The organism is Streptomyces sp. NPDC097129, assembly GCF_055668065.1.
Genome location: NZ_JBVOQE010000001.1, coordinates 977,399 through 1,001,937, shown reverse-complemented (window position 1 = coordinate 1,001,937; position 24,539 = coordinate 977,399). Strand labels below are relative to the sequence as shown.

At 71.6% G+C, this 24,539-nt stretch carries 20 protein-coding genes; 13 read left to right on the top strand and 7 right to left on the bottom strand.

All coding sequences use genetic code 11. The features are described 5' to 3' along the window. Positions 1–6: 6 nt before the first annotated feature. The 3 genes from AC0B9F_RS04460 to AC0B9F_RS04450 form a co-directional block, all read right to left on the bottom strand. Positions 7–1,224 (bottom strand): acyl-CoA dehydrogenase family protein, encoded by a 1,218-nt coding sequence (locus tag AC0B9F_RS04460; RefSeq protein WP_471998714.1) that lies wholly within the window; start codon positions 1,222–1,224, stop codon positions 7–9. Positions 1,225–1,271: 47 nt separating this feature from the next. Beyond that, the gene (locus tag AC0B9F_RS04455; protein WP_471998713.1) at positions 1,272–1,661 is read right to left on the bottom strand and encodes an SCP2 sterol-binding domain-containing protein; all 390 of its coding nucleotides are present in this window, start codon (positions 1,659–1,661) and stop codon (positions 1,272–1,274) included. Positions 1,662–2,037: 376 nt separating this feature from the next. Then, positions 2,038–2,511: a hypothetical protein gene (locus AC0B9F_RS04450; RefSeq protein WP_471998712.1), complete on the bottom strand. Its 474-nt coding sequence runs from the start codon at positions 2,509–2,511 to the stop codon at positions 2,038–2,040. Between the two features lie 68 nt (positions 2,512–2,579). Here AC0B9F_RS04450 and recD2 point away from each other — a divergent pair, with 68 nt between their 5' ends. Together recD2 and AC0B9F_RS04440 are read left to right on the top strand one after the other, a co-directional pair. Further along, positions 2,580–4,871, top strand: coding sequence for an SF1B family DNA helicase RecD2 (gene recD2, locus AC0B9F_RS04445; protein ID WP_471998711.1), 2,292 nt, complete (start codon positions 2,580–2,582; stop codon positions 4,869–4,871). Positions 4,872–5,050: 179 nt separating this feature from the next. Then, a complete protein-coding gene (locus tag AC0B9F_RS04440; RefSeq protein ID WP_471998710.1) occupies positions 5,051–6,340 on the top strand; it encodes a citrate synthase in 1,290 nt (429 codons plus the stop codon). A gap of 600 nt (positions 6,341–6,940) precedes the next feature. On the opposite strand, the gene AC0B9F_RS04435 is transcribed toward AC0B9F_RS04440, so the two are convergent. Both AC0B9F_RS04435 and AC0B9F_RS04430 read right to left on the bottom strand, forming a co-directional pair. Further along, positions 6,941–9,181, bottom strand: coding sequence for a heavy metal translocating P-type ATPase (locus tag AC0B9F_RS04435; protein ID WP_471998709.1), 2,241 nt, complete (start codon positions 9,179–9,181; stop codon positions 6,941–6,943). Between the two features lie 129 nt (positions 9,182–9,310). After that, entirely contained in the window at positions 9,311–9,550 is a 240-nt protein-coding gene (locus tag AC0B9F_RS04430; protein ID WP_471182826.1) for a heavy-metal-associated domain-containing protein, read from the bottom strand. A gap of 169 nt (positions 9,551–9,719) precedes the next feature. On the opposite strand from AC0B9F_RS04430, the gene AC0B9F_RS04425 reads away from it, so the two are divergent. The 8 genes from AC0B9F_RS04425 to AC0B9F_RS04390 all read left to right on the top strand — a co-directional run bounded on the left by AC0B9F_RS04425 (position 9,720) and on the right by AC0B9F_RS04390 (position 20,887). Then, positions 9,720–10,757 (top strand): zinc-dependent alcohol dehydrogenase family protein, encoded by a 1,038-nt coding sequence (locus AC0B9F_RS04425; protein ID WP_471998708.1) that lies wholly within the window; start codon positions 9,720–9,722, stop codon positions 10,755–10,757. Between the two features lie 358 nt (positions 10,758–11,115). Further along, positions 11,116–11,316 carry a helix-turn-helix transcriptional regulator gene (locus AC0B9F_RS04420; RefSeq protein ID WP_471998707.1) on the top strand — a complete coding sequence of 67 codons (201 nt, stop codon included), beginning with the start codon at positions 11,116–11,118 and terminating at the stop codon, positions 11,314–11,316. A 209-nt stretch (positions 11,317–11,525) separates the two neighbouring features. Next, entirely contained in the window at positions 11,526–12,476 is a 951-nt protein-coding gene (gene iolC, locus AC0B9F_RS04415; protein ID WP_471998706.1) for a 5-dehydro-2-deoxygluconokinase, read from the top strand. A 92-nt stretch (positions 12,477–12,568) separates the two neighbouring features. Continuing rightward, positions 12,569–13,468: a Cgl0159 family (beta/alpha)8-fold protein gene (locus tag AC0B9F_RS04410; RefSeq protein WP_471999003.1), complete on the top strand. Its 900-nt coding sequence runs from the start codon at positions 12,569–12,571 to the stop codon at positions 13,466–13,468. Between the two features lie 442 nt (positions 13,469–13,910). After that, the gene (gene mmsA, locus AC0B9F_RS04405; RefSeq protein ID WP_471998705.1) at positions 13,911–15,413 is read left to right on the top strand and encodes a CoA-acylating methylmalonate-semialdehyde dehydrogenase; all 1,503 of its coding nucleotides are present in this window, start codon (positions 13,911–13,913) and stop codon (positions 15,411–15,413) included. 374 nt (positions 15,414–15,787) lie between these two features. Beyond that, positions 15,788–17,233 carry an APC family permease gene (locus tag AC0B9F_RS04400; RefSeq protein ID WP_471998704.1) on the top strand — a complete coding sequence of 482 codons (1,446 nt, stop codon included), beginning with the start codon at positions 15,788–15,790 and terminating at the stop codon, positions 17,231–17,233. Between the two features lie 139 nt (positions 17,234–17,372). Beyond that, complete coding sequence (locus AC0B9F_RS04395) at positions 17,373–20,027, top strand: CocE/NonD family hydrolase (protein ID WP_471998703.1); 2,655 nt, start codon at positions 17,373–17,375, stop codon at positions 20,025–20,027. Beyond that, positions 20,024–20,887, top strand: coding sequence for an ABC transporter permease (locus AC0B9F_RS04390; RefSeq protein WP_471998702.1), 864 nt, complete (start codon positions 20,024–20,026; stop codon positions 20,885–20,887). The genes AC0B9F_RS04395 and AC0B9F_RS04390 overlap by 4 nt, the downstream gene beginning before the upstream one ends. Positions 20,888–20,987: 100 nt before the next feature. On the opposite strand, the gene AC0B9F_RS04385 is transcribed toward AC0B9F_RS04390, so the two are convergent. Both AC0B9F_RS04385 and AC0B9F_RS04380 read right to left on the bottom strand, forming a co-directional pair. Beyond that, positions 20,988–21,383: a rodlin gene (locus tag AC0B9F_RS04385; RefSeq protein WP_471998701.1), complete on the bottom strand. Its 396-nt coding sequence runs from the start codon at positions 21,381–21,383 to the stop codon at positions 20,988–20,990. A 258-nt stretch (positions 21,384–21,641) separates the two neighbouring features. Further along, positions 21,642–22,040: a rodlin gene (locus tag AC0B9F_RS04380; protein WP_471998700.1), complete on the bottom strand. Its 399-nt coding sequence runs from the start codon at positions 22,038–22,040 to the stop codon at positions 21,642–21,644. 257 nt (positions 22,041–22,297) lie between these two features. Here AC0B9F_RS04380 and AC0B9F_RS04375 point away from each other — a divergent pair, with 257 nt between their 5' ends. From AC0B9F_RS04375 to AC0B9F_RS04365, 3 genes are all read left to right on the top strand, one after another. Continuing rightward, complete coding sequence (locus tag AC0B9F_RS04375) at positions 22,298–22,696, top strand: rodlin (RefSeq protein ID WP_471998699.1); 399 nt, start codon at positions 22,298–22,300, stop codon at positions 22,694–22,696. A gap of 277 nt (positions 22,697–22,973) precedes the next feature. Then, complete coding sequence (locus AC0B9F_RS04370; RefSeq protein ID WP_471998698.1) at positions 22,974–23,207, top strand: chaplin; 234 nt, start codon at positions 22,974–22,976, stop codon at positions 23,205–23,207. A gap of 133 nt (positions 23,208–23,340) precedes the next feature. After that, positions 23,341–24,348 (top strand): chaplin, encoded by a 1,008-nt coding sequence (locus tag AC0B9F_RS04365; RefSeq protein WP_471998697.1) that lies wholly within the window; start codon positions 23,341–23,343, stop codon positions 24,346–24,348. Positions 24,349–24,539 lie beyond the last annotated feature (191 nt).

Here is a 24,539-nt window from a genome sequence, read left to right as displayed (position 1 = left end):
GGTGCGTCAGAAGTCGTCGTCCTCCTCCTCGTAGAGGGCTTCGGTGATGGCCAGGGCCAGGACTTCCGGGGTGCCCTCGTAGATCCGCGCCCCGAACGATTCGCGGACGAACTTCTCCATGCCGGTTTCGCGCAGGAAACCGCGCGCCCCCATGACACTCATCGCCTCGGCGGCGACTTCCATGGAGACCTGGTCGGCGAACAGCTTGGCCTGGGCCGGGAGCAGTACCGGGCAGGGCACTTCCGTGTCCGCGGCCTGTGCCGCGGCGAGGTAGAGCTGCCGGGAGGCCGCGATCTTCGTGGACATCTCGGCCAGCTTCCGCGCGGTGAACTGGTGCCGGTACAGCTCGGTGCCACCCTGGACGCGTTCCTGCGCGAACTGCTTGGCGAGCTCGAACGCGCCGCGGGCGATACCGGTGGAGAGTCCGGCGATGGTGGCGCGGGCCATGTTCATCTGCTGGATGTTGATCAGCATGCCGTTGCCTTCACCGCCGACCACGTTCTCGGCGGAGACCCGTACGTGATCGAACTCCAGTTCGCTGCCCAGGCAGGCGCGGTAGGCCATCTTGTCCGCGACCGGGCCACGGGTGATGCCCTCGGAGTCCAGGGGCACGATGAACGCCGTCAGGCCCGTGGCGCCCTCGTACCCTTCGACGTTGGCATAGACGGAGCCGAACGCAGCCACCCTGGCGTTGGTGATGAACCGCTTGCGGCCCGTCAGGACATAGGAGTCGCCGTCGCGGCGCGCGGTCATCACGTCACGGGCGTGCTCCGCGTTGCCGGGGATCAGCAAGTCGCACCCCGCCTGGTCCTCGGTGATGCCGTTGCAGGCGAGTACCGGTGCGTCGCCGGAGAAGAGCGGCAGGAAGCGGGACTGGAGCGCCGGATCGGCCGACAGCAGCACCGGGGCCTGGCCGAGCAGCGTTGCGCCGAATATCAGCGCGGTTCCCGCGCAGGCCGCGGCTATCTCCTCCAAAGCGACGGCGACACCGAGGACACCCAGGCCACCGCCGCCGTATTCGGCGGGGATGACCATGCGCAGCAGTCCGGCCTCGTGGCCCCTGGCCACGAGGTCCCAGTCGAAATCGTCGTGCGCGGCGAGGTCGTTGGCGGCGACGCGGGGCCGGACGTGCTCGTCGACGAAGGCCCGCACGTGCGCACGGTGCTTGGCGATGTGCGCGGGTTCGGCGAACAGGTCGAGAGGGCTGGTGGCAAAGTCGGTCACGACAAGAGTCCTTTGCGCGAAGAAGCTGTTCGGGTGCGGAGCGGTCTTCAGACCGGGAGGCCCTCGCTGCGGGCGATCTGCGGGTACTGGTCGAACGCCGGCTGCAGCAGCGGCACGAACTCCAGCACCTTCGCCACGTTCCCCTTGATCCGGACGCGACCGGTCGCCAGCGCGACGGGCATCAGCAGCTTCCCCAGCCACAGGGCGTGAGCGGTGTCCGACGACATCTTGATGCGGATCGCGACGGGCCCGGTGGGAGCCCCGTGTTCCACTCCGTCGGGGGTGACGTACAGCTCGACGTCGGGCTTGGTCTGGATCAGATGAAGCGTGATGTTCGCCTCCCGCATGCGGTCGGTGAACGTCGAGTCCTTGAGCAGGATGCGGAACAACTGGCCGAAGACTCGGTCGGCTTGCTCGGTGGTGTCGAAAACGGTCACGGGCGTTCCCCTCTTCCGCGTTGCTGCGCCCGGGCCCGTGGTCGCGGTGGCCGGACGCCTGTTGCGCGCGTCAGTAGTGAAACTCTCGCCGTGGTCAATCGACGGTTCCCCCCGGATGTGGAACGCATCCCGCGGGCCGCATCAGCTGGGCCGGCGGCGGGAGCTTCACATACCGTCGCACACTCTCCGACTCTGGGTCGGACGACAAGGACTCTCGCAGACCCGCTGCTGCAACGTCAAGCAATTCCTTGGCAACGCACCGTGACATCTCGGCCGCTGAGACACCGTCAGGCCACAGTCGGTCGCCACCGCACGGCAGCATGCCCCTGGTATGCGTTTGCCATGTCACGCGCGCATCAGGGGCTGCAACTGCGCGTCAAAGGCTGGACTTCGACGCGAAATCGCCTGCCTCAGCCGGCGTCGTCCTTGCCGTAGCGGCGGAAGTCGGACGTCTCCACCGTCCACGGGCCGAACGGCACCGAGTCGCCGAAGATGTACGGCTCCTTGCGGCTGTAGCGCCCCTTGCCAGAACCTGCGTCGCGTCGACGGCGAGGCCCTCTTCGTCGAGCACGGCCTCGGGGATGACGACGGCGTCGGGGCGACGCATGCGGCCCATCGCCGGGTGCTCGATCTCGGGGCCGTTCTCGCAGACATAGCCCGGATGGCTTGCCGGGAGCTGCGCGTTGAGCTGATTGCGAATGCGGCGGATCGTGCCCTCGTGCCGCTTGGACGGGCACATCATGGCCAGTACCGGACCGGACGGCCCGATCTCGACGCTCCAAGCCCCTTCGAGCCGCTCGGCGTAAGCGCCGAGTTCCGCGGCGATGGCGCGCATCCTCGCGTAGTCCATGTCCCCAGACTACTGAGAGCCACCCCTCGCGGCTGCCCGCTGTCACACCCCGCCGGTACCGTCGGATCATGGCTCAGCAGGAGGGGACCCCGTCCGGCGGCGGGGAGGCGCGGCGGCTCGCCACGCTCGAAGGCGTGCTGGAGCGGATCACGTATGCCAACGAGGACAACGGCTACACCGTGGCCCGGGTGGACACCGGCAGAGGCGCCGGCGATCTGCTCACGGTCGTCGGCGCGCTGCTCGGCGCCCAGGTGGGGGAGTCCCTGCGGATGGAGGGCCGCTGGGGGTCGCATCCGCAGTACGGCAAGCAGTTCCACGTCGAGAACTACACGACCGTGCTGCCGGCCACGGTCCAGGGCATCCGGCGTTATCTGGGGTCCGGGCTGGTCAAGGGCATCGGGCCGGTCTTCGCCGACCGCATCACGCAGCATTTCGGGGTGGACACCCTCCGGGTCATCGAGGAGGAGCCGAAGCGGCTGATCGAGGTGCCCGGGCTCGGGCCGAAGCGGACCAGGAAGATCGCCGACGCCTGGGAGGAGCAGAAGGCGATCAAGGAGGTCATGCTCTTCCTGCAGACCGTCGAGGTGTCCACCTCCATCGCCGTGCGCATCTACAAGAAGTACGGGGACGCGTCGATCCAGGTGGTCAAGGAACAGCCCTACCGGCTCGCCGCCGACGTCTGGGGCATCGGCTTCCTCACCGCCGACAAGATCGCCCAGTCCGTGGGCATCCCGCACGACAGCCCGGAGAGGGTGAAGGCGGGCCTGCAGTACGCGCTGTCGCAGTCCGCCGACCAGGGGCACTGCTACCTGCCGGAGGAGAAGCTCATCTCCGACGCCGTCAAGCTGCTCGGCGTCGACACCGGGCTCGTCATCGAGTGCCTGGCCGAGCTGGCCGAGCCGGGCGAGGACGGCGAGGAGCCCGGGGTCGTCCGGGAGAAGGTGCCGGGGGCGGACACCGACGAGCCCGTCACCGCCGTCTACCTCGTCCCCTTCCACCGCGCGGAACTCTCCCTCTCCTCCCAGCTGCTGCGCCTCCTGCGCACCGACGAGGACCGGATGCCCGCCTTCCGCAGCGTCGAGTGGGACAAGGCGCTCGCCTGGCTGAAAACCCGCACCGGTGCCGAGCTGGCGCCCGAGCAGGAGGCCGCCGTCAGACTGGCGCTGACCGAGAAGGTCGCCGTTCTCACCGGCGGCCCCGGCTGCGGCAAGTCCTTCACGGTCCGCTCGATCGTGGAGCTGGCCCGCGCCAAGCGGGCCAAGGTGCTGCTCGCCGCGCCCACCGGGCGGGCCGCCAAACGGCTGGCCGAGCTGACCGGCGCCGAGGCCTCCACCGTGCACCGGCTGCTGGAGCTGAAGCCCGGCGGGGACGCCGCCTACGACCGGGACCGGCCCCTGGACGCCGACCTGGTGGTCGTCGACGAGGCCTCCATGCTCGACCTCCTCCTCGCCAACAAGCTGGTCAAGGCCGTCCCGCCGGGCGCCCACGTGCTCTTCGTCGGGGACGTCGACCAGTTGCCGAGCGTCGGCGCGGGGGAGGTGCTGCGGGATCTGCTCGCCGACGGCAGCCCGGTCCCGGCCGTCCGTCTCACCCGGGTCTTCCGCCAGGCCCAGCAGTCCGGCGTCGTCACTAACGCGCACCGGATCAACGCGGGGCAGCACCCGCTCACCGACGGGCTGAAGGACTTCTTCCTCTTCGTCGAGGACGACACCGAGGAGGCCGGACGGCTCACGGTCGACGTGGCGGCCCGGCGGATTCCGGCCAAGTTCGGCCTCGACCCGCGGCGGGACGTGCAGGTGCTCGCGCCAATGCACCGGGGGCCCGCGGGCGCGGGCGCGCTCAACGGGCTGCTCCAGCAGGCCATCACCCCCGGCCGGCCCGACCTCGCGGAGAAGCGGTTCGGCGGGCGGGTGTTCCGCGTCGGCGACAAGGTCACCCAGATCCGCAACAATTACGACAAGGGGGAGAACGGTGTCTTCAACGGCACCGTGGGCGTGGTCACCTCGCTCGACCCGGTCGACCAGCGCCTGACGGTGCTGACCGACGAGGACGAGGAGGTGCCGTACGACTTCGACGAGCTGGACGAGCTGGCGCACGCCTACGCGGTGACCATCCACCGCTCCCAGGGCAGCGAGTATCCGGCCGTGGTGATCCCCGTCACCACCGGCGCGTGGATGATGCTCCAGCGGAACCTGCTGTACACCGCCGTGACCCGGGCCAAGCGGCTGGTCGTCCTCGTCGGTTCACGCAAGGCGATCGGTCAGGCGGTGCGGACGGTGTCGGCGGGTCGGCGGTGCACGGCGCTGGACTTCCGGCTCAGGGGCGCCACCGTAAAAAATGATCGATCAAACGAGTCGTGAAGGTCACAGAGCACTTCCAGATGGGCAGGGAAGGGGGCAGGATGTGCAAGTTGGCGGCACTGAGTGCCGCCGATAAGCCCAATGGTCGACCCCGAGTGCACTCTCCTGAGCCAAATGGGGGATGGTAGAGACAGTCAGGGCAACCTCGAAGATGAGGCACAACGTCGGTGAGGGAAGACGTGAGCGACAACTCTGTAGTACTGCGGTACGACGGCAACGAGTACACCTACCCGGTGGTCGACAGCACCGTCGGCGACAAGGGCTTCGACATCGGGAAGCTGCGCGCCCAGACCGGTCTGGTGACCCTGGACAGCGGGTACGGCAACACCGCCGCCTATAAATCGGCCGTCACCTACCTCGACGGTGAGGCGGGCATCCTCCGGTACCGCGGCTACCCCATCGAGCAGCTGGCCGAGCGCTCCACCTTCCTGGAGGTCGCCTACCTGCTGATCAACGGCGAGCTGCCGACCGTCGACCAGCTCACCGCGTTCCAGGACGAGATCACTCGGCACACCCTGCTGCACGAGGACGTCAAGAACTTCTACAAGGGCTTCCCGCGCGACGCCCACCCGATGGCCATGCTGTCGTCGGTCGTCTCCGCGCTGTCCACGTTCTACCAGGACAGCCACAACCCGTTCGACGAGAAGCAGCGCGACCTCTCCACCATCCGCCTGCTCGCGAAGCTGCCGACGATCGCGGCCTACGCCTACAAGAAGTCGATCGGCCACCCCTTCGTCTACCCGCGCAACGACCTCGGGTACGTCGAGAACTTCCTGCGCATGACCTTCTCGGTGCCGGCGCAGGAGTACGAGCTGGACCCGGTCGTGGTGTCCGCGCTCGACAAGCTGCTGATCCTGCACGCGGACCACGAGCAGAACTGTTCGACGTCCACGGTCCGCCTGGTGGGCTCCTCGCAGGCGAACATGTTCGCCTCGATCTCCGCCGGCATCAACGCCCTGTGGGGCCCGCTGCACGGCGGCGCCAACCAGTCGGTGCTGGAGATGCTCGAGGGCATCCGCGACTCCGGCGGCGACGTCGACACCTTCATCCGCAAGGTGAAGAACAAGGAGGACGGCGTCCGCCTGATGGGCTTCGGCCACCGGGTCTACAAGAACTTCGACCCGCGCGCGAAGATCATCAAGGCAGCCGCGCACGACGTGCTCTCCGCGCTCGGCAAGTCCGACGAGCTGCTGGACATCGCGCTCAAGCTCGAGGAGCACGCGCTCTCCGACGACTACTTCACCGAGCGCAAGCTCTACCCGAACGTCGACTTCTACACCGGCCTGATCTACCGGGCCATGGGCTTCCCGACCGAGATGTTCACGGTCCTGTTCGCCCTCGGCCGCCTTCCGGGCTGGATCGCCCAGTGGCACGAGATGATCAAGGAGCCCGGCTCCCGCATCGGCCGCCCCCGCCAGATCTACACGGGCGTGGTCGAGCGCGACTTCGTCCCGGTCGAGGAGCGCTGAGCCGCACCCGGCGTCCGCTGTACCCCGTATCCGGCGTGCCGGGTGCGGGGTACAGCCGTATCTGCCCGTGCGGCTGAAGGCAAACAGAAGGCGCCCCGGTGCGTCAGTCCCCCCACGGGCCGACCACCAGGGCGCCTTCCCGTGTCCCGGTGCGGATTCCCCCCACGGGATCCGGCCGGGCGCTTGTGAGAACAGCGCCTGAATCGCTGTGATGAGCACGGCGAGCGAACCGCCGTACTCCAGTGATGTGTGCCGGGACGGCACACGCTGGGAGGGCCGCTCAAAGCTTCCCGGTGTACACGTCCCGGCAACGCAGCTCTGGAGAAGTCCCCCAAGACGACTCCAGATGTCGTTCCGCGCCCCCCAAGACGCTTCCCGACATCGCCAACTTAGACCTTCGAACCCCTTCGATGGTTACGTTCACATCACTGTGATCTGCGTCTCTTGCATATGTCCTTTAGATGCGCAAGAGCCCCGGTATGACGATCGGAGCCCCCGCGTAAGGAAGATGCGCGAGGCTTGTGAAGAGCTTATGTGAGGTGCGCGCCGGACTCCAGGGGGGTCCGCTGCTTGGGCTGTGACGAACAGATCACGGACAGTTCATCGAAACGTCCGCAGCCGCAGGCTGTTGGTCACCACGAACACCGACGAGAACGCCATCGCCGCCCCCGCGATCATCGGGTTCAGCAGCCCGGCCGCGGCCAGCGGCAACGCGGCCACGTTGTAGCCGAAGGCCCACAGCAGATTGCCCTTGATCGTGGCCAGCGTCCGCCGGGACAGCCGGATCGCGTCCGCGGCCACCCGCAGATCCCCGCGCACCAGCGTCAGATCGCTCGCCTCGATCGCCGCGTCCGTGCCCGTGCCCATCGCCAGCCCCAGATCGGCCGTGGCGAGCGCCGCCGCGTCGTTGACGCCGTCGCCGACCATCGCGACCGTCCGTCCCTCGCCCTGCAGCCGCCGTACGACGTCCACCTTGTCCTCGGGCAGCACCTCGGCGATCACCTGGTCGATGCCCACCTGGTGCGCCACCGCCTCGGCCACCGTCCGGTTGTCCCCGGTCAGCAGCACCGGCGTCAGCCCGAGCCCGCGCAGCCGCGCGACGGCCTCGGCGCTGGTCTCCTTCACCGCGTCCGCCACCGCGAGCACCCCGCGCGCCGCGCCGTCCCAGCCGACCACGACAGCCGTACGACCGCCCCGCTCGGCCTCCTCCCGCACCCGGGCCAGCTCCGGCGGCAGCGCGTCGAAGAGCCGCCCCACGGCCACCTCCCGCCCGTCCACGCGCCCGCGGACGCCCCGCCCGGGCACGTTCACGAAGTCCTCGACGTCCGGCAGCGCACCGGCCCGCTCCTCGGCGCCGGCGGCGATCGCCCGGGCCACGGGGTGCTCGGAGGCGTGCTCCAGGGCGCCCGCGAGCCGCAGCACCTCCTTCTCGTCGGCGCCGTCGGCGACGTACACCTCCTGGAGGGTCATCCGGCCGGTGGTGACCGTGCCGGTCTTGTCCAGGACGACGGTGTCGACACGGCGGGTCGACTCCAGCACCTCGGGGCCCTTGATGAGGATGCCGAGCTGCGCGCCGCGCCCGGTGCCCACCATCAGCGCGGTCGGCGTGGCCAGCCCCAGCGCGCACGGGCAGGCGATGATCAGCACGGCCACCGCGGCCGTGAACGCGGCCGTCGCGTCCCCGGTCGCGCCCAGCCAGCCGCCGCAGGTGACGGCCGCGATCAGGAGCACCACGGGCACGAAGATCCCGGAGATGCGGTCGGCGAGCCGCTGCACCTCCGCCTTGCCGCTCTGCGCGTCCTCGACCAGCCTGGCCATGCGGGCGAGCTGTGTGTCCGCGCCGACCCGGGTGGCCTCGACGACCAGCCGGCCCCCGGCGTTGACGGTCGCCCCGGTCACCGCGTCCCCCACGCCGACGTCGACCGGCACCGACTCGCCGGTCAGCATGGACGCGTCGACGGCGGAGACGCCCTCGGCGACCGTGCCGTCCGTGGCGATCTTCTCGCCCGGCCGGACCACGAACCGGTCGCCGACGGCGAGCCGGGACACCGGGATCCGCAGCTCGCGGCCGCCGCGCAGCACGGCCACGTCCTTCGCGCCCAGCTCCATCAGCGCCCGCAGCGCGGCACCGGCGCGGCGCTTGGAACGGGCCTCCAGATAGCGGCCGAGCAGGATGAAGGCGGTGACGCCCGCGGCGACCTCCAGATACAGCGTGGAGGAGGCGTTACCGCGCACGGGCGTGAAGTCGAAGCCGTGGCGCATGCCGGGCATGCCCGCGTCGCCGAGGAACAGGGCCCACAGCGACCAGCCGAACGCGGCCGCCGTTCCGACCGAGACGAGGGTGTCCATGGTGGCCGCGCCGTGCCGCAGATTGGTCCAGGCGGCCTGGTGGAAGGGCCACGCGCCCCAGACGACGACGGGTGCGGCGAGCGTCAGCGACAGCCACTGCCAGTTGTCGAACTGCAGGCCCGGCACCATCGCCAGCAGCACGACGGGCGCGGCGAGCACGGCGGAGACGACCAGCCGCTGACGCAGCGCCGTCAGTTCGGGGTCCTGCTGTGCCGCGGTCTCCTGCGACTCCTCGGGCGGCGGCGCCGGCTCCTCGGCGGTGTACCCCGTCTTCACCACCGTGGCGATCAGGTCGGCGACGTCGAGGCCGGCGGGGTAGACGACCTTCGCCTTCTCGGTCGCGAAGTTCACCGTGGCGGTGACGCCGTCCATCCGGTTGAGCTTCTTCTCCACGCGCGCGGCGCAGGACGCACAGGTCATCCCGCCGATGAGCAGCTCTACTTCGCAGGTGTCGGCGGAAGCGGTGATGGGTGCCGGTGCGGTGCTGGGCATTGCACGTACTCCTGGGAACGGGCCGGGCCGTACGGATCCAGTATCAGCTGGTCGGTACGGCCCGGTCGGGACGGTTGCGCGAGGAGGCGCGGCCGCGGGTGTACTGCGGCGGGTGCGCGGCGGCGCGGCTCAGGCCTTGCCGACCAGCTCGTAGCCGGCCTCGTCGACGGCGGCGCGCACGGCCTCCTCGTCCAGCGGGGCGGCGGAGACGACGGTGACCTCGCCGGCGGCGGCGACGGCCTTCACCGAGGTGACGCCGGGGATCTCGGAGATCTCGGCGGAGACGGAGCCCTCGCAGTGTCCGCAGCTCATGCCGCTCACCTTGTAGACGGTGGTGACGGAACCGGGGGTGTCGGTGTGGGCGGTCATGTCGTTACTCCTCGTCGAGGCGTGTGGGTCGGTGGGGGCCGCGCGGGCCGCCACTTCTCTCAGAGTATACCCCTAGGGGGTATGAACGCCATCATGGGGCAGCCGTCGGCGCGTCGGCGGCCGCCGGATACCGTGCGGGGCGGGACGGACGGGGGCGAGGGAGGGGCGTATGCGCGCTGTGGTGTTCGAGCGGTTCGGCGAGCCGGCCGAAGTGCGGCAGGTGCCGGACCCGGCGCCCGCCGAGCACGGCGTCGTGGTGCGGGTGGCGGCCACCGGGCTGTGCCGCAGCGACTGGCACGGCTGGCAGGGCCACGACCCCGGCATCACCCTCCCGCACGTCCCCGGGCACGAACTGGCCGGGGTGGTGGAGGCCGTCGGCGCCCGCGTGACCGGCTGGCGGCCCGGCGACCGGGTCACGGTGCCCTTCGTCTGCGCCTGCGGCACCTGCGCCGCCTGCGCGGCCGGCGACCAGCAGGTGTGCGAGCGGCAGACCCAGCCCGGCTTCACCCACTGGGGGTCGTTCGCCCAGTACGTGGCGCTCGACCACGCGGACGTCAACCTCGTCGCCGTACCCGGGGAGATGTCCTGGGCCACGGCCGCCTCGCTGGGCTGCCGGTTCGCCACGGCGTTCCGCGCGGTCGTGCGGCAGGGCCGGGTCGCGGCGGGGGAGTGGGTCGCGGTCCACGGCTGCGGGGGCGTCGGCCTGTCCGCGGTGATGATCGCGGCGGCCTCGGGCGCCCGCGTCGTCGCGGTCGACGTGTCGCCCCGGGCTCTGGAGCTGGCCCGCGCCTTCGGTGCGGCGCAGTGCGTGGACGCGGGGCGCGTCCCGGATACGGCGGCGGCCGTGCGCGACCTCACCGGCGGCGGCGCCCACCTCTCCCTGGACGCCCTCGGCTCGCCCGTCACCTGCGCGGCCTCCGTGAACTCCCTGCGCCGCCGCGGCCGGCACGTCCAGGTCGGCCTGCTGCCCTCGGCTGACGGCACCACACCCGTGCCCATGGCCCGCGCCGTCGCCCTGGAACTGGAACTCCTCGGCAGCCACGGCATGGCCGCGCACACCTACCCGGCGATGCTGGAACTGGTCCGCGCCGGCGCCCTGCGCCCCGACCTGCTGGTCACCTCCACGATCCCGCTGACGGCCGCCCCGGCCGCGCTGGCGGCGATGGGCACGGCGGCGGGCGCGGGCGTGACGGTCATCGAGCCGTGACGGTCATCCGGCCGTGACGCTCATCCGGCCGTGACGGTCTTCGAGCCATGAGGGTCTTCGGGCCCTGACCTTGGCCGGTCCCGCCGTCCCGGTCCCGCCGTCCCGGTGGCGCCGAGCGCAACCCGCCGCGCGCTTGCCCCGGTGTACGACTTTGCTGCACTCGTGTCACAAACGCCCCGCTCCTGTCACACATGTCGCGCCTACGCGGACGTTGCGTCACACCCGCTCGACAGCCCCTGCCCGCCGGCCGTCCGCGTCGTTCACCGAGCAGACGCTTGGTGATCGCCAGCGCAGCGCCCGGCTCCCCCGACGGCCGCCCGACGGCCGCCGCCGCGGCGCGCGCAGGGAGGTGCACGACATGACCGACCGCAGGCTCTGGTCGTACAAGGAGATCGCGGCGCACATCAAGGTGCAGCCGGACACCGTCCGTTCCTACCGCAAGCACGGACTGCTGCCGCCGCCCGACCAGGTGGAGGGCGGCAAGCCCTACTGGTACGCCGACACCGTCCGGGCCTGGGTGGCCTCCCGTCCGCGCAACCGGGGCCGTCGGCCGGACTGACGCGCGCCCCGCCCGTCTCCCTCCGTACCCCTGACCCATGGGGCAGTGGCCGGGCCTGCCGCGTCAGGCCCGGCCACGCAGAAACTCGTCCGAATGTCCGGACAAAACATTGACAGGGCTTCGCGTGCGGGACTAGAAAACCGGGGAGAGACGCGACGGCGGGAGGGACGGCAGCGCGCCGGGACCTCCCGGGTGACGAAGGGAAGCCGATGGCGTACGACCTGATCACCATGGGGCGGATCGGCGTGGACCTGTACCCGCTGCAGACCGGCGTCCCACTGGCCGAGGTGACCACCTTCGGGAAGTTCCTCGGCGGTTCCGCCACCAACGTCGCCGTCGCCGCCGCCCGCCTCGGCCGCCGCACGGCCGTGATCACCCGCACCGGCGACGACCCGTTCGGCACGTATCTGCACGAGGCGCTGCGCGGCTTCGGCGTGGACGACCGCTGGGTGACGCCTGTCCCCGGACTGCCCACACCGGTCACCTTCTGCGAGGTCTTCCCGCCGGACGACTTCCCGCTCTACTTCTACCGCCGGCCCAAAGCCCCGGACCTGGAGATCGACCCCCACCAGCTCGACCTGGACGCGATCCGCGCGGCACACGTCTTCTGGGTCACCGGTACCGGCCTGAGCGAGGAGCCCAGCCGCACCGCCACCCTCACCGCCCTCGCCCACCGCGCCAAGGCCGGGCCCACCGTCTTCGACCTGGACTGGCGCCCGATGTTCTGGGCCGACCCCGACGCCGCCCGCCCCTTCTACGCCGAGGCCCTGCGCCACGCCACCGTCGCCGTCGGCAACCTCGACGAGGTGGAGGTCGCCACCGGCCACCGCGATCCGCATGCCGCCGCCCGCGCGCTGCTGGCGGCCGGGGTGGAGCTGGCCGTCGTCAAACAGGGACCCAAGGGCGTCCTCGCCGTCCACCGCGACGGCGACAGCGCCGAGGTCCCGCCGCTGCCGGTGAACGTGCTGAACGGCCTCGGCGCGGGCGACGCCTTCGGCGGCTCCCTGTGTCACGGGCTGCTCGCCGGCTGGGACCTGGAGACCACCATGCGCCATGCCAACGCCGCCGGCGCCATCGTCGCCTCCCGCCTGGAGTGCTCCTCCGCGATGCCGACGTCCGCCGAGGTGGAGGCCGCCCTGGAAGCGGGGGCGGTCCGGTGAGGGCGGGACGCGTCGGCGGGGCCGATCACGAGGTGCCGTACGAGGACGGCGGCGGGTCAGGGCGCGCGGCCCGCGGCGGACCCACCGTCGAGATCGACGTCGCCGAACTCGTCCGCGTCCGCAGTCACCACCCCGAGGCGATCGCCGAGGCGGCCGCCCGTCGTGCGCGCCGCCCGCTGCTCGCCGAGGCCGGGCGGCTGATGATCGTCGCCGCGGACCACCCGGCCCGTGGCGCCCTCGGCGTCGCCGGCCGGCAGATGGCGATGGCCGACCGGGCCGACCTGCTGCGCCGGCTGTGCGTCGCGCTCGCCCGGCCCGGCGTCGACGGCGTCCTCGCCACCGCCGACATCCTGGAGGACCTGCTGCTGCTCGGCGCCCTGGACGGCAAGGTCGTCATGGGCTCGATGAACCGCGGGGGTCTGGCCGGCGCCCGCTTCGAGCTCGACGACCGCTTCACCGGGCACCGGCCCGAGGACATCGAGCGGCTCGGCTTCGACGCGGGCAAGCTGCTGCTGCGCATCGACTACGACGACCCCGGCTCGCTCGCCACGCTGGAGGCCGCCGCCCGTGCCGTCGACGCGATGGCCGCGCGCCGGCTGCCGGTCTTCGTCGAGCCGTTCATCAGCCGCCGCGACGCCGGCGGCCGGCTGCGCAACGACCTGTCCGCCGAGGCCGTGATCCGTTCGATCGCGATCGCCTCGGGGCTCGGCGGCAGCTCGGCGTACACCTGGCTGAAGGTGCCGGTCACCGACGACCCCGACGACATGCCCGCGGTGATGGCCGCCTCCACGCTGCCCGCCGTACTGCTCGGCGGCGACGTCGGCGACGGCGAGGACGACCGGGCCGCCGCGTTCGAGAAGTGGCGCGGCGCGCTGCGGCTGCCCACCGTGCGCGGCCTGATGGTCGGCCGCTCCCTGCTGTACCCGCCGGACGACGATGTGGCCGCCGCCGTCGACGCGGCCGTCACCCTGCTGCCGGGGCCGCAGCGATGACCGCCGGGACGGCTGCTGTGCCGACGATTCCCTCCCCCGCGCCCCGCGCTGCTTGTACGGTGCAGTCAGCGCCCGGCACCACGGGCGAGGGAATCCCACCGAACGCCTCCGGCGCGGGAAGCCGCTTCGCCCTGGCAGGAGCGAAGTGCGAGCGACGACTCCCCGCCCGCCACGGCCCCGCGCCGGAGGTCCCCGCCGGCCGCTCTCTCTCGCCGGAGGTCCCCGGCGGCCGCTCCCTCTCCCTCCCGATCCGTCCGCTTGCGCCCCGATGTCTATGCCGACGCCCAAACGGCAGACAGAGTGTCGGGCGCGCTGCCCGCCCCGGCCTGCTGGGATGGACACGTGACGCGATCGCGACCCGACCGTCGGCGGTCCCGGCACACGAGCACTACCCACGGCACGTCTCGACCCGACGCCGCCATCTGCGAAGGAGTAACTGGGCATGACGAAGATCGTCAACCACTGGATCGGCGGCAAGACCGCCGAGGGCACGTCGGGCACCTACGGTCCGGTCACCGACCCGGCGACCGGCGAGGTCACCACCAAGGTCGCCTTCGCGTCGGTGGACGAGGTGGACGCGGCCGTCGCGGCGGCCAAGGACGCCTACCTGGCCTGGGGGCAGTCCTCGCTGGCCCAGCGCACCACCATCCTGTTCCGCTTCCGGGCGCTGCTGGACGCGCACCGCGACGAGATCGCCGAGCTGATCACCGCCGAGCACGGCAAGGTGCACTCCGACGCGCTCGGTGAGGTGGCCCGCGGCCTGGAGATCGTCGACCTGGCGTGCGGGATCAACGTCCAGCTCAAGGGCGAGCTGTCCACGCAGGTCGCCACCCGCGTCGACGTCTCCTCGATCCGGCAGCCGCTGGGCGTGGTCGCGGGCATCACGCCGTTCAACTTCCCGGCGATGGTGCCGATGTGGATGTTCCCGCTCGCCATCGCCTGCGGCAACACCTTCGTGCTCAAGCCGAGCGAGAAGGACCCGTCGGCGTCGATGCGCATCGCCGAGCTGCTGGCCGAGGCCGGGCTGCCGGACGGCGTGTTCAACGTCGTGCACGGCGACAAGGTGGCCGTCGACCGGCTGCTGGAACACCCGGACGTCAAGGCGGTGTCCTTCGTCGGCTCCACCCCGATCGCCCGCTACATCCACACCACGGCCGCCGCGCACGGCAAGCGGGTCCAGGCCCTGGGCGGCGCCAAGAACCACATGCTGGTCCTGCCCGACGCCGACCTGGACGCCGCCGCCGACGCGGCCGTCTCCGCGGCCTACGGCAGCGCCGGTGAGCGCTGCATGGCGATCTCCGCGGTCGTCGCGGTGGGCGCGATCGGCGACACGCTGGTGGAGAAGATCCGCGAGCGCGCCGAGAAGATCAAGATCGGCCCGGGCAACGACCCGGCGTCCGAGATGGGCCCGCTGATCACCAAGGCCCACCGCGACAAGGTCGCCTCCTACGTCGAGGGCGCCGCCGCCGAGGGCTGCGAGGTGGTCCTGGACGGCACCGGGCACACCGTCGAGGGCTTCGAGGACGGTCACTGGATCGGCCTGTCCCTGCTCGACAAGGTGCCGACCAGCGCCAAGGCGTACCAGGACGAGATCTTCGGCCCGGTGCTGTGCGTGCTGCGCGCGGACACCTACGACGAGGGCGTGGCGCTGATCAACGCCTCGCCGTTCGGCAACGGCACCGCGATCTTCACCCGGGACGGCGGCGCCGCCCGCCGCTTCCAGCTGGAGATCGAGGCCGGCATGGTCGGCGTGAACGTGCCGATCCCGGTGCCGGTGGGCTACCACTCGTTCGGTGGCTGGAAGGACTCCCTCTTCGGCGACCACCACATCTACGGCAACGACGGCACGCACTTCTACACCCGCGGCAAGGTCGTCACGACCCGCTGGCCCGACCCGTCCGACGCCCCGGCGGGCGTGGACCTGGGCTTCCCGCGCAACCACTGAGCACGCCCCGTAGCCCCGTCAGGCCGTCCGGATACCGGACGGCCTGACATTTTTTTGACACGTTGGCTGCGGTTCCCGTTTACCTAGGACGAAACGGATGGCGAAGGGTCTGACGTTGGATGACCTTGGAAACCAAGGTCACATCGTGAAAGGTCTTGTTGGTACCACCAACAAGACGTCACAGCCTGGGAAACTGATGTCGAGCAGCCGGTTCCGCAACTGCGGAATCCGAAGGTAATCGGCCATTGACGTGACGGTTTTCGTCGGGGTTCCATTCAGCGTCGGGAGTGGACGAAAGAGACGTACGACGATCCGCCGGAGGCGATAGCGCTCCCGCCCCCACCGCAGTCACACGAGTCGATCGGAACCGCCGCATGACCGACACGCTCCGCTCCGCCGAGACAGCCGTCGTAGAGGCCGTCTCAGAGGCACCCCAGAAGCTCAAGCGCTCGATCGGAGTGGTCGGCGGCACGCTGCTGACGTTGTCCTGTGTCACGCCCGCGTCCACGCTCTTCGTGATCGTGCCCGACCTGTTCTCCAGCCTGGGCACCGCGACGGCGCTGTGCATCGCCATCGGCGCACTGCTGTGCATCCCGATCGCCTTCTGCTACTCCGAGCTCGGCACCCTCGTCCCCAGCGCCGGCGGCGAGTACGCCATCGTCTCCACCCTGGCCGGACGTCTCGCCGGCTGGCTGGCCTTCGTGATGTCGCTCCTCGTCGTGATGATCGTCCCTCCGGTCATCGCGATGGGCACCGCCGACTACCTCGCCCCGATCGTCCACCTCGACCCGTCCATGACGGGCGCGGGCGTCATGATCGCGGCCACCCTGGCCGGCCTGCTGGACCTGCGTGCCAACGCCTGGATCACCGGAATCTTCCTGGTGCTGGAGGTCGTCGCCGCCGGAGTCGTCGCCCTCCTCGGCTTCACCCACTCCCACCGCGGCGCGGGCAGCCTCGTGAGCTCGTTCCAGGTGGCCGGCGAACACACGCACGTCAGCGCGGTCACGGGCATGATGGTGCTCTCCGGGCTCGCCATCGCGCTCTTCGCCACCCAGGGCTTCTCCACCGCCATCTACCTCTCCGAGGAGCTGGAGAACCCGCGCCGCAACGTCGCCCGCACGGTCCTCGCGACGCTGGCCATCTCCAGCGTGGTCATCCTGGTGCCGGTCGTGGCGATCACCCTGGGCGCCGGTGACCTGAACACCCTCAGCGGCGGCGACATCAGCAGCATGGTCATCGCCTGGAGCAACTCCGCCGTCGGCACCTTCGTCAGCCTGTGTGTCGCCCTCGCCATCATCAACGCGGGCATCGTCATGGTCATCCAGAACTCCCGCGTGCTGTTCGCCTCCGCCCGCGACAAGGCGTGGCCGTCGCCCGTCAACAACGCCCTGTCCAAGCTCGGCCGGTTCGGTTCCCCCTGGGTCGCCACCCTCGTCGTCGGCGTCCCCGGCGCCGTCCTCTGCTTCGTCAACCTGGACACGCTCTACGGCGTCACCGGCGTCGCCGTCACCGGCCTGTACCTGCTGGTCGCCATCGCCTCGCTGCTCTCCCGCCGTGGCGCTCACGGCACCCGGTCCGCCTGGCGGATGCGGCTGTGGCCGGCCATGCCGGTCCTGCTCATCGCCGTCCTGCTGTACATCCTGGTCGAGCAGGAGCCGTCGTACCTGATGTGGACCGGCGGCATCACCGCCGTCGCCACCCTCTACTGGGCCCTGTACCTGCGCCCGCGCCGCGACACCCGCTGGCTGGTGTCGATCCCGGAGGACACAGAAGACGCTGCAGACGCGGCCGACGCGGCGACCGCGAACGCGGCGGCCTGACCCGACCCGGACACAGCAGCGCGAGGCGGCGGCGTACCACGACTGCGGTACGCCGCCGCCTCGCGTACTCCCGGGGGAGGGCAGCGCCCTCGGCCCCCGGGCTGCCGCCGTTGTCAGCGGCGGCCCGTACCGTGGACGCATGGATCTTCGCGGGCGCATCCCGAAGGGTGTGCGAGGGCTGCTGCACGGCCCCCGCCGGCTACTGGCCGCCGGGGCGGCCCTCGTGGTGCTCGCCGGGGCCGGGACCTGGACGGCCGTCGCCTCCGACGGCCCGGCCCCCGTGCACCGCGCCGACCGGGTGCTGGCCGTCGACGGCGTGCGCCTGGACACCTCGTACTTCACCGCCGGGGCGTCCGGCCGCCGCCCGGCCGTCCTGCTGGGACACGGCTTCGGCGGCAGCAAGGACGACGTACGGCAGCAGGCCGAGGACCTCGCCCGGGACGGGTACGCGGTGCTGACGTGGTCGGCGCGCGGCTTCGGCAGGTCCACCGGAAAGATCGGGCTGAACGACCCGCGCGGCGAGATCACCGACGTCCGGGCGCTGATCGACTGGCTGGCCCGGCAGCCGCAGGTGCGGCTCGACAGGCCCGGCGACCCGCGCGTGGGCGTCGCCGGCGCTTCCTACGGCGGCGCGACCGCCCTGCTCGCCGCCGGGTACGACCGGCGGGTCGACGCCATCGCCCCGGCGATCACCTACTGGAACCTCGCCGACGCCTTGTTCCCGGGCGGCGTGTTCAAGAAGCTGTGGACGGGTGTCTTCTTCTCCACCGGCGGCGGCTGCGCGAAGTTCGAGCCCGCGCTGTGCCGGATGTACCAGCGGGTCGCCGAGAAGGGGCAGCCGGACGCCGAGGCGCGGCGGCTGCTCGAGGAGCGCTCCCCGTCCGCCGTCGGCGGCCGCATCAAGGTGCCCACGCTGCTGGTGCAGGGCCAGAGCGACTCCCTCTTCCCGCTCGGCCAGGCCGACGCCGCCGCGCGCGCCATCCGGGCGAACGGCGCCCCCGTCGACGTCGACTGGATCGCGGGCGGCCACGACGGCGGCAACCTGGAGAGCGGCCGCGTCCAGGGCCGGGTGACCGCCTGGTTCGACCGGTACCTGAAGGGCGACAAGGGCACGGACACCGGGCCCGACTTCCGCGTCACCCGCACCGGAGGCGTCGACTCCACCGACGGCACCGCCCAGCTGCGCGGCGCGAGCGGCGCCGGCTACCCGGGCCTGCACGCCGGCACGCGCGCGATCCCGCTGACCGGGGGCACCCAGCGCGTCGACAACCCGGCCGGGGCCTCCCCGCCCGCCGTCTCCGCCCTGCCCGGCCTCGGCGGCGGCACCGGACTCGCCCAGCTGTCCTCCCTCGGCCTCGGCGTCTCCCTCGACTTCCCCGGCCAGTACGCCGCCTTCGAGTCCGCCCCGCTGACCCGCGACCTCACGATCACCGGCTCCCCGACAGCCACCGTGCACGCCACCTCCACCAGCGACGACACCGTGCTGTTCGGCAAGGTCTACGACGTCGGGCCCGGCACCGCCCGCCCCGTGCTGCCCGCCCAGCTCGTCGCCCCCGTCCGCGTTGAGGGCGCCCGGCGGGGCAAGGACGTCACGCTCACCCTCCCGGCGATCGACCACGAGGTGCAGCGCGGCCACCGGCTGCGCCTGGTCCTCGCCTCCACCGACCTCGGCTACGCCTCCCCGACCGCCCCGGCGACCTACACCGTCTCCCTCAAGGGCGACCTGAGCGTGCCCACGGCGCCCGGCGTGAGGACCGCCGCCGCACCGCTGCCGTCCTGGGTGTGGTGGCTGCCCCTCGCGGGCGCCGTCACCGCCCTGGCCCTGCTGCTCACCGCCCGGCGCCGCACCTCCGGGCCGGCGCCCGACCCCGCCCTGGCCGACGTGCCGCTGCAGATCACCGGCCTGAGCAAGAAGTACGCGCGGGGCCAGAGCTACAGCGTGCGCGAGCTGTCCTTCCGGGTGGACACGGGCCAGGTGCTCGGCCTGCTCGGACCCAACGGCGCCGGGAAGACCACCACCCTGCGCATGCTGATGGGCCTGATCCGGCCCGACGCCGGGGAGATCCGCGTCTTCGGGCACGCGATCCGCCCCGGCGCGCCCGTGCTGTCCCGGGTCGGCGCGTTCGTGGAAGGCGCCGGCTTCCTGCCGCACCTGTCGGGGCGGGAGAACCTCGAGCTGTACTGGCGGGCCACCGGCCGCCCCTGCGAGGACGCCCACCTCGACGAGGCCCTGAGGATCGCCGGCCTGGGCAGCGCCCTGGACCGAGCCGTGCGCACCTACTCGCAGGGCATGCGCCAGCGCCTGGCCATCGCGCAGGCCATGCTCGGCCTGCCGGACCTGCTCATCCTCGACGAACCGACCAACGGCCTCGACCCGCCCCAGATCCGCGAGATGCGCGAGGTGATGATCCGCTACGCGGCCGCCGGCCGCACGGTGATCGTCTCCAGCCATCTGCTGGCGGAGGTCGAGCAGACCTGCACCCACCTGGTCGTCATGGACCGCGGCCGGCTCGTGCAGGCCGGTGAGGTCGCCGAGATCACCGGCTCCGGCGACACCCTCCTCGTCGGCACCGCCGTACCCGTGCCGGACGTGCTGGTGGAGAAGGTCGTCGCGCTGCCCGGCGTCGCCTCCGCGGTCCGCGCCGACGCCGGGCTCCTGGTGAGCCTCGGCGCGGACGGCACCGCGCAGGCCCTCGTCGCCGAGCTGGTCCGGCTCGACGTGCCGGTGACGTCCGTCGGCCCGCACCGCCGTCTGGAGGACGCCTTCCTCACCCTGATCGGAGGTTCCGCATGAGCACGCTGACCGAGCGGGGCGCCACGGCCTCCGGCTACCGTCCCGGCCGCACCCTGCCGCTGCGGGTGGAGCTGGTCCGCCAGCTGCGGCGGCGCCGCACGCTCGTCATGGGCGCGATCCTCGCCCTGCTGCCCTTCGTGCTGGTCATCGCCTTCGCCATCGGCGGCGACCCGGGCGGACGCAACGGCCGGATCACGCTCATGGACACGGCCACCGCGTCCGGCGCCAACTTCGCCGCCGTCAGCCTCTTCGTCTCCGCGGGCTTCCTGCTGGTCGTCCCGGTCGCCCTGTTCTGCGGGGACACCGTGGCCTCGGAGGCGAGCTGGTCCTCGCTGCGGTATCTGCTGGCCGCGCCCGTGCCCCGCGCCCGGCTGCTGACGTCGAAGCTGCTGGTCGGGCTCGGCCTCAGCCTGGCCGCGATGGTGCTGCTGCCGCTCGTCGCGCTCGCCGTGGGCACCGCCGCCTACGGCTGGGGGCCGCTGCAGATCCCCACCGGCGGCGCCCTCGACGCCGGGACGGCGGCGCAGCGCCTCGCGGTGGTCGTGGCCTACGTCTTCGTCTCCCAGCTGGTCACCGCGGCCCTCGCGTTCTGGCTGTCGACGAAGACCGACGCCCCGCTCGGCGCGGTCGGCGGCGCGGTCGGGCTGACCATCGTCGGCAACGTCCTCGACGCCGTCACCGCCCTCGGCCACTGGCGCGACTTCCTGCCGGCGCACTGGCAGTTCGCCTGGGCCGACGCGGTCCAGCCCCGCCCGGAGTGGTCCGGCATGATCCAGGGCAGCGCCGTGTCGGTCACGTACGCGCTGGTGCTGTTCGCGCTGGCCTACCGGGGCTTCGCCCGCAAGGACATCGTCAGCTGACCCGCCCCGGCCCCCGGTCTCTCGCCCGGCCCCGGACAGGACGAACGGCGGGTCACCGGAAACCCGGTGACCCGCCGTCCGGCGGAGGCGATGTGCCGGATCAGCCGTTCTCGGCGAGCACGGAGATGTCGTCGAGCACGTGCGACAGAGCGTCGTCGCCCTTGGCCTGCGTGGAGTTCTCGGCGCACTGCTGGTACTGCGGCGAGGACAGGACCGGGATGTCCTGAACGCCGACGTTGACCAGGGCGAGGATGTTCTGGACGTCGGCCTTGGCCGGCAGGCCGATGCAGGGCTTGTTCAGCGAGCCCTGGACCAGCGAGAGCTGCGGGCTCTGCTCGCCGAACGTGGCCGAGTTGCCGAACTCCGACTTCGCGCCGTTGCCGCTGGCGGACCAGGTTCCGTCGCCGTCACCGTGGGCGAGGGCCTGGGGGGCGGTCGCCGCCGTCACACCGGCGAGCGTCGCGGTGAGAGCCGCGGTGGCCCACAGCTTCTTCATGTTCTTTTCCCTTCGAAAAAGCGGACTCCGGGGAGGAGCTGCATGATCGTCAACGTCCGGACAGCCGCCCGGGTTGCGGCTTGTGCCCCGATTGGAGTAGCGCACTGACGGTGCCGTGCGCACGCCGCACCCGAGGACCCGGTGGCGCTCCCCCCTGGGACGACGAAGCGAGCCGCCGGGGGAGCGGCGGCTCGCTTGCGGGGCCGGTGGGACCGGCCGGGGGCTCGGCGGGCGAGCCCGATGCCCGGGAGGGACCCGTCAGCCGTTCGAGGCGAGGACCGCGAGGTCGTCGAGAACGTGCGACAGCGAGTCGTCACCCTTGGCCTGCGTGGAGTTCTCGGTGCACTGCTGGTACTGCGGCGAGGACAGGATCGGGATGTCCTGAACGCCGACGTTGACCAGGGCGAGGATGTTCTGGACGTCGGCCTTGGCCGGCAGGCCGATGCAGGGCTTGTTGAAGGAGCCCTGGATCAGCGCCAGCTGCGGGCTCATGTTGCCGTACGTGGCCGAGTTGCCGAACGACTGCTGAGCACCGTTGCCGCTGGCGGACCAGGTGCCGTTGCCGTCGCCGTGGGCGAACGCCTGCGGAGCGACGGCAGCGGAGGCGCCGACGACGGAGGCGGCGACCGCGGCGGAAGCCAGTACCTTCTTGATCACTTGCTTGTCCCTTCTGAAGAAACCCCGTCCACCGGAGCGCCCTGGTCAACTCCGCCCGGCGGTCTTGGTTCCTGCCATTCACTCCGATGGCCCACAGCGCGGAACCGGCCCGGCGTCCCGCGCCGCGCGCTTTCCCGTGAATTCCGTGCAGCCGAACGCGCCGATCGGGTGAAGACCCGCAACCATTCCGACCGCACCGGGTTGATGCGGAAGCAGGAACACGCGTCTTGGCCAGGTGCCAGGAAAGGAAAAGCGAAATGCTGAAGAAGGCAATGGCCGCGGTGGCGGTCGCCGCGTCGGTCGCCGGTGTCACGGCTGCGGCAGCCCCCCAGGCGCTTGCCACCGGCGACGGCAACTCCACGTGGTCCGCGAGCGGCAACGGCGCCCACGAGTCGTTCGGCAACTCGGTCACCAAGGGCAAGATGAGCCCGCAGGGCACGCTGGTCCAGGGCTCCCTCAACAAGCTCTGCGTCGGCCTGCCCGCCAAGGCGGACGTGCAGAACATCGTCGCCCTGGTCAACGTGGGCGTCCAGGACATCCCGGTCCTGTCCGCGCCGCAGTTCCAGGAGTGCGCCGAGAACTCCACCCAGGCCAAGGGTGACGACCCGGCGTCGCACATCCTGGACGACATCTCGGTCCTCGCCGCGAACGGCTGATCCAGGCCGTAGCCGACGCGCCCCGGCCGCCCGCATTCCTGATGCGGGCGGCCGGGGCGCTGTCGTGCGAACGAGTTGGCGCGATACACCCATGTGTTTATGCGACAACGGCGTTCGAGTGAACTACCCGGGGGCACGGGTTCCGTCGGCTCAGTGGATGTCTATCTCTCGTTCTGCAGCCTGCAGGTCATGGTGCGAGCCGTTCCGACTGCGCTCGCTCGGTTTTGCCCGAAAGGGCCGGCCGACACGGTGCATGACCGCAGAGAAGGGAAATTCCATGAAGAAGTGTGCCGCTGTCGTCGCCGGCCTGGTCCTGGCTCTCGGCGCTGCCGCCCCCGCGTTCGCCGACGGCGGCGCGCAGGCCGAGGGTGCCGCCGTCAACTCCCCGGGCTTCCTGTCCGGCAACGTCGTTCAGGTTCCGATCAACCTGCAGGCCAACGTCTGCGGCAACAGCATCAACGTGATCGGCCTGCTCAACCCGGCATTCGGCAACGTCTGCGTCAACGACTGACGACCGGACACCTCAGCCGCTCGGCTGTGACAAGGCCGGCCTTGGCCCACCGCTTCACTGCGCCAAGGCCGGCCTTTTTTCCACCTCTCCCAGCAGGAAGACCACGAGATTGCGACAGAGCCTGAGCAGGGGAATGGTCGCTGCCGCCGCCGCGACGAGCATTCTGTCCCTGTACGGAAGTCCCGCCCTCGCCGACGGACACGCGGCCGGGGCAGCCCACAACTCGCCGGGCGCACTGTCCGGCAACAGCGTCCAGATCCCGGTCGAGGTGCCGCTGAACGCCTGCGGCAACTCCATCGACGTCATCGCCGCCCTCGACCCCGCGTTCGGCAACTCTTGCGCGAACGCCGGTCACTCCCACGCCTCGCGCGCCCACACCAGGTCGTCCGACGACAACGGCTACGGCGACGACTTCCCCGGTGCCGGCGCCGGGCACGTCCCCGGTGGCGTCCACGTCCCGGACGTGCCGGGCGGCGTCCACATCCCGGACGTCCCGGGCGCGGGCCATGGGCACGGCACCTCGTCCGGCGGCGGGTACGGCGACACACCCGGCGGGGGTTACGGCGACACCCCCGGTGGCGGGTACGGCGACACCCCGGGCGGGGGGCACGGTGACACCCCGGGCGGGGGCTACGGCGACACCCCCGGTGGCGGGTACGGGGACCACTCGTCCCCGCCGCACACCTCGCCGCCCCCGCACACGTCGCCGCCCCCGTACACCTCCCCGCCTCCCTACACGTCCCCGCCTCCGCACTCCTCCCCGCCGGTGACGTCGCCTCCTCCCACCACGAAGCCGCCGCACACGTCGCCTCCTCCCACCACGAGGCCGCCGCACACGTCGCCTCCTCCCACGACGAAGCCCCCGCACACGTCGCCTCCGCCGCACACGAGGCCCCCGCACACGTCGCCTCCGCCGCACACGAGGCCCCCGCACACGTCGCCTCCGCCGTACACGACCCCGCCGTCCTACAGCACCCCGCCCGGCGGGGAGCACGGTGGGCACGAGCACCACGGGCATCACCACCCGAGTCTGCCCAACACCGGTAGCGCCGCCATGCTGGCCGCCTCCGGGGTCAGCGCCGCACTGATCGCGAGCGGCGTGATCCTTTACCGACGGGGCCGCTCCGCGTCCCACCGATGACGCCTTCGGGCCCGGCCCCGCATCCGCCCCGGATGCGGGGCTTTCGCACGCCCCGGTCGGTGGCCCGTCACCTGTGCGGCGGAACGGCTCACCCGGACGCGGTCGCACGGTGGCAGATCGTCCTCTCGTATGACTGAGTGTCAGTAACTCACGGCGTGTCAGCCGGCCCCGGCCGGCGGCGCGGGAGTGGA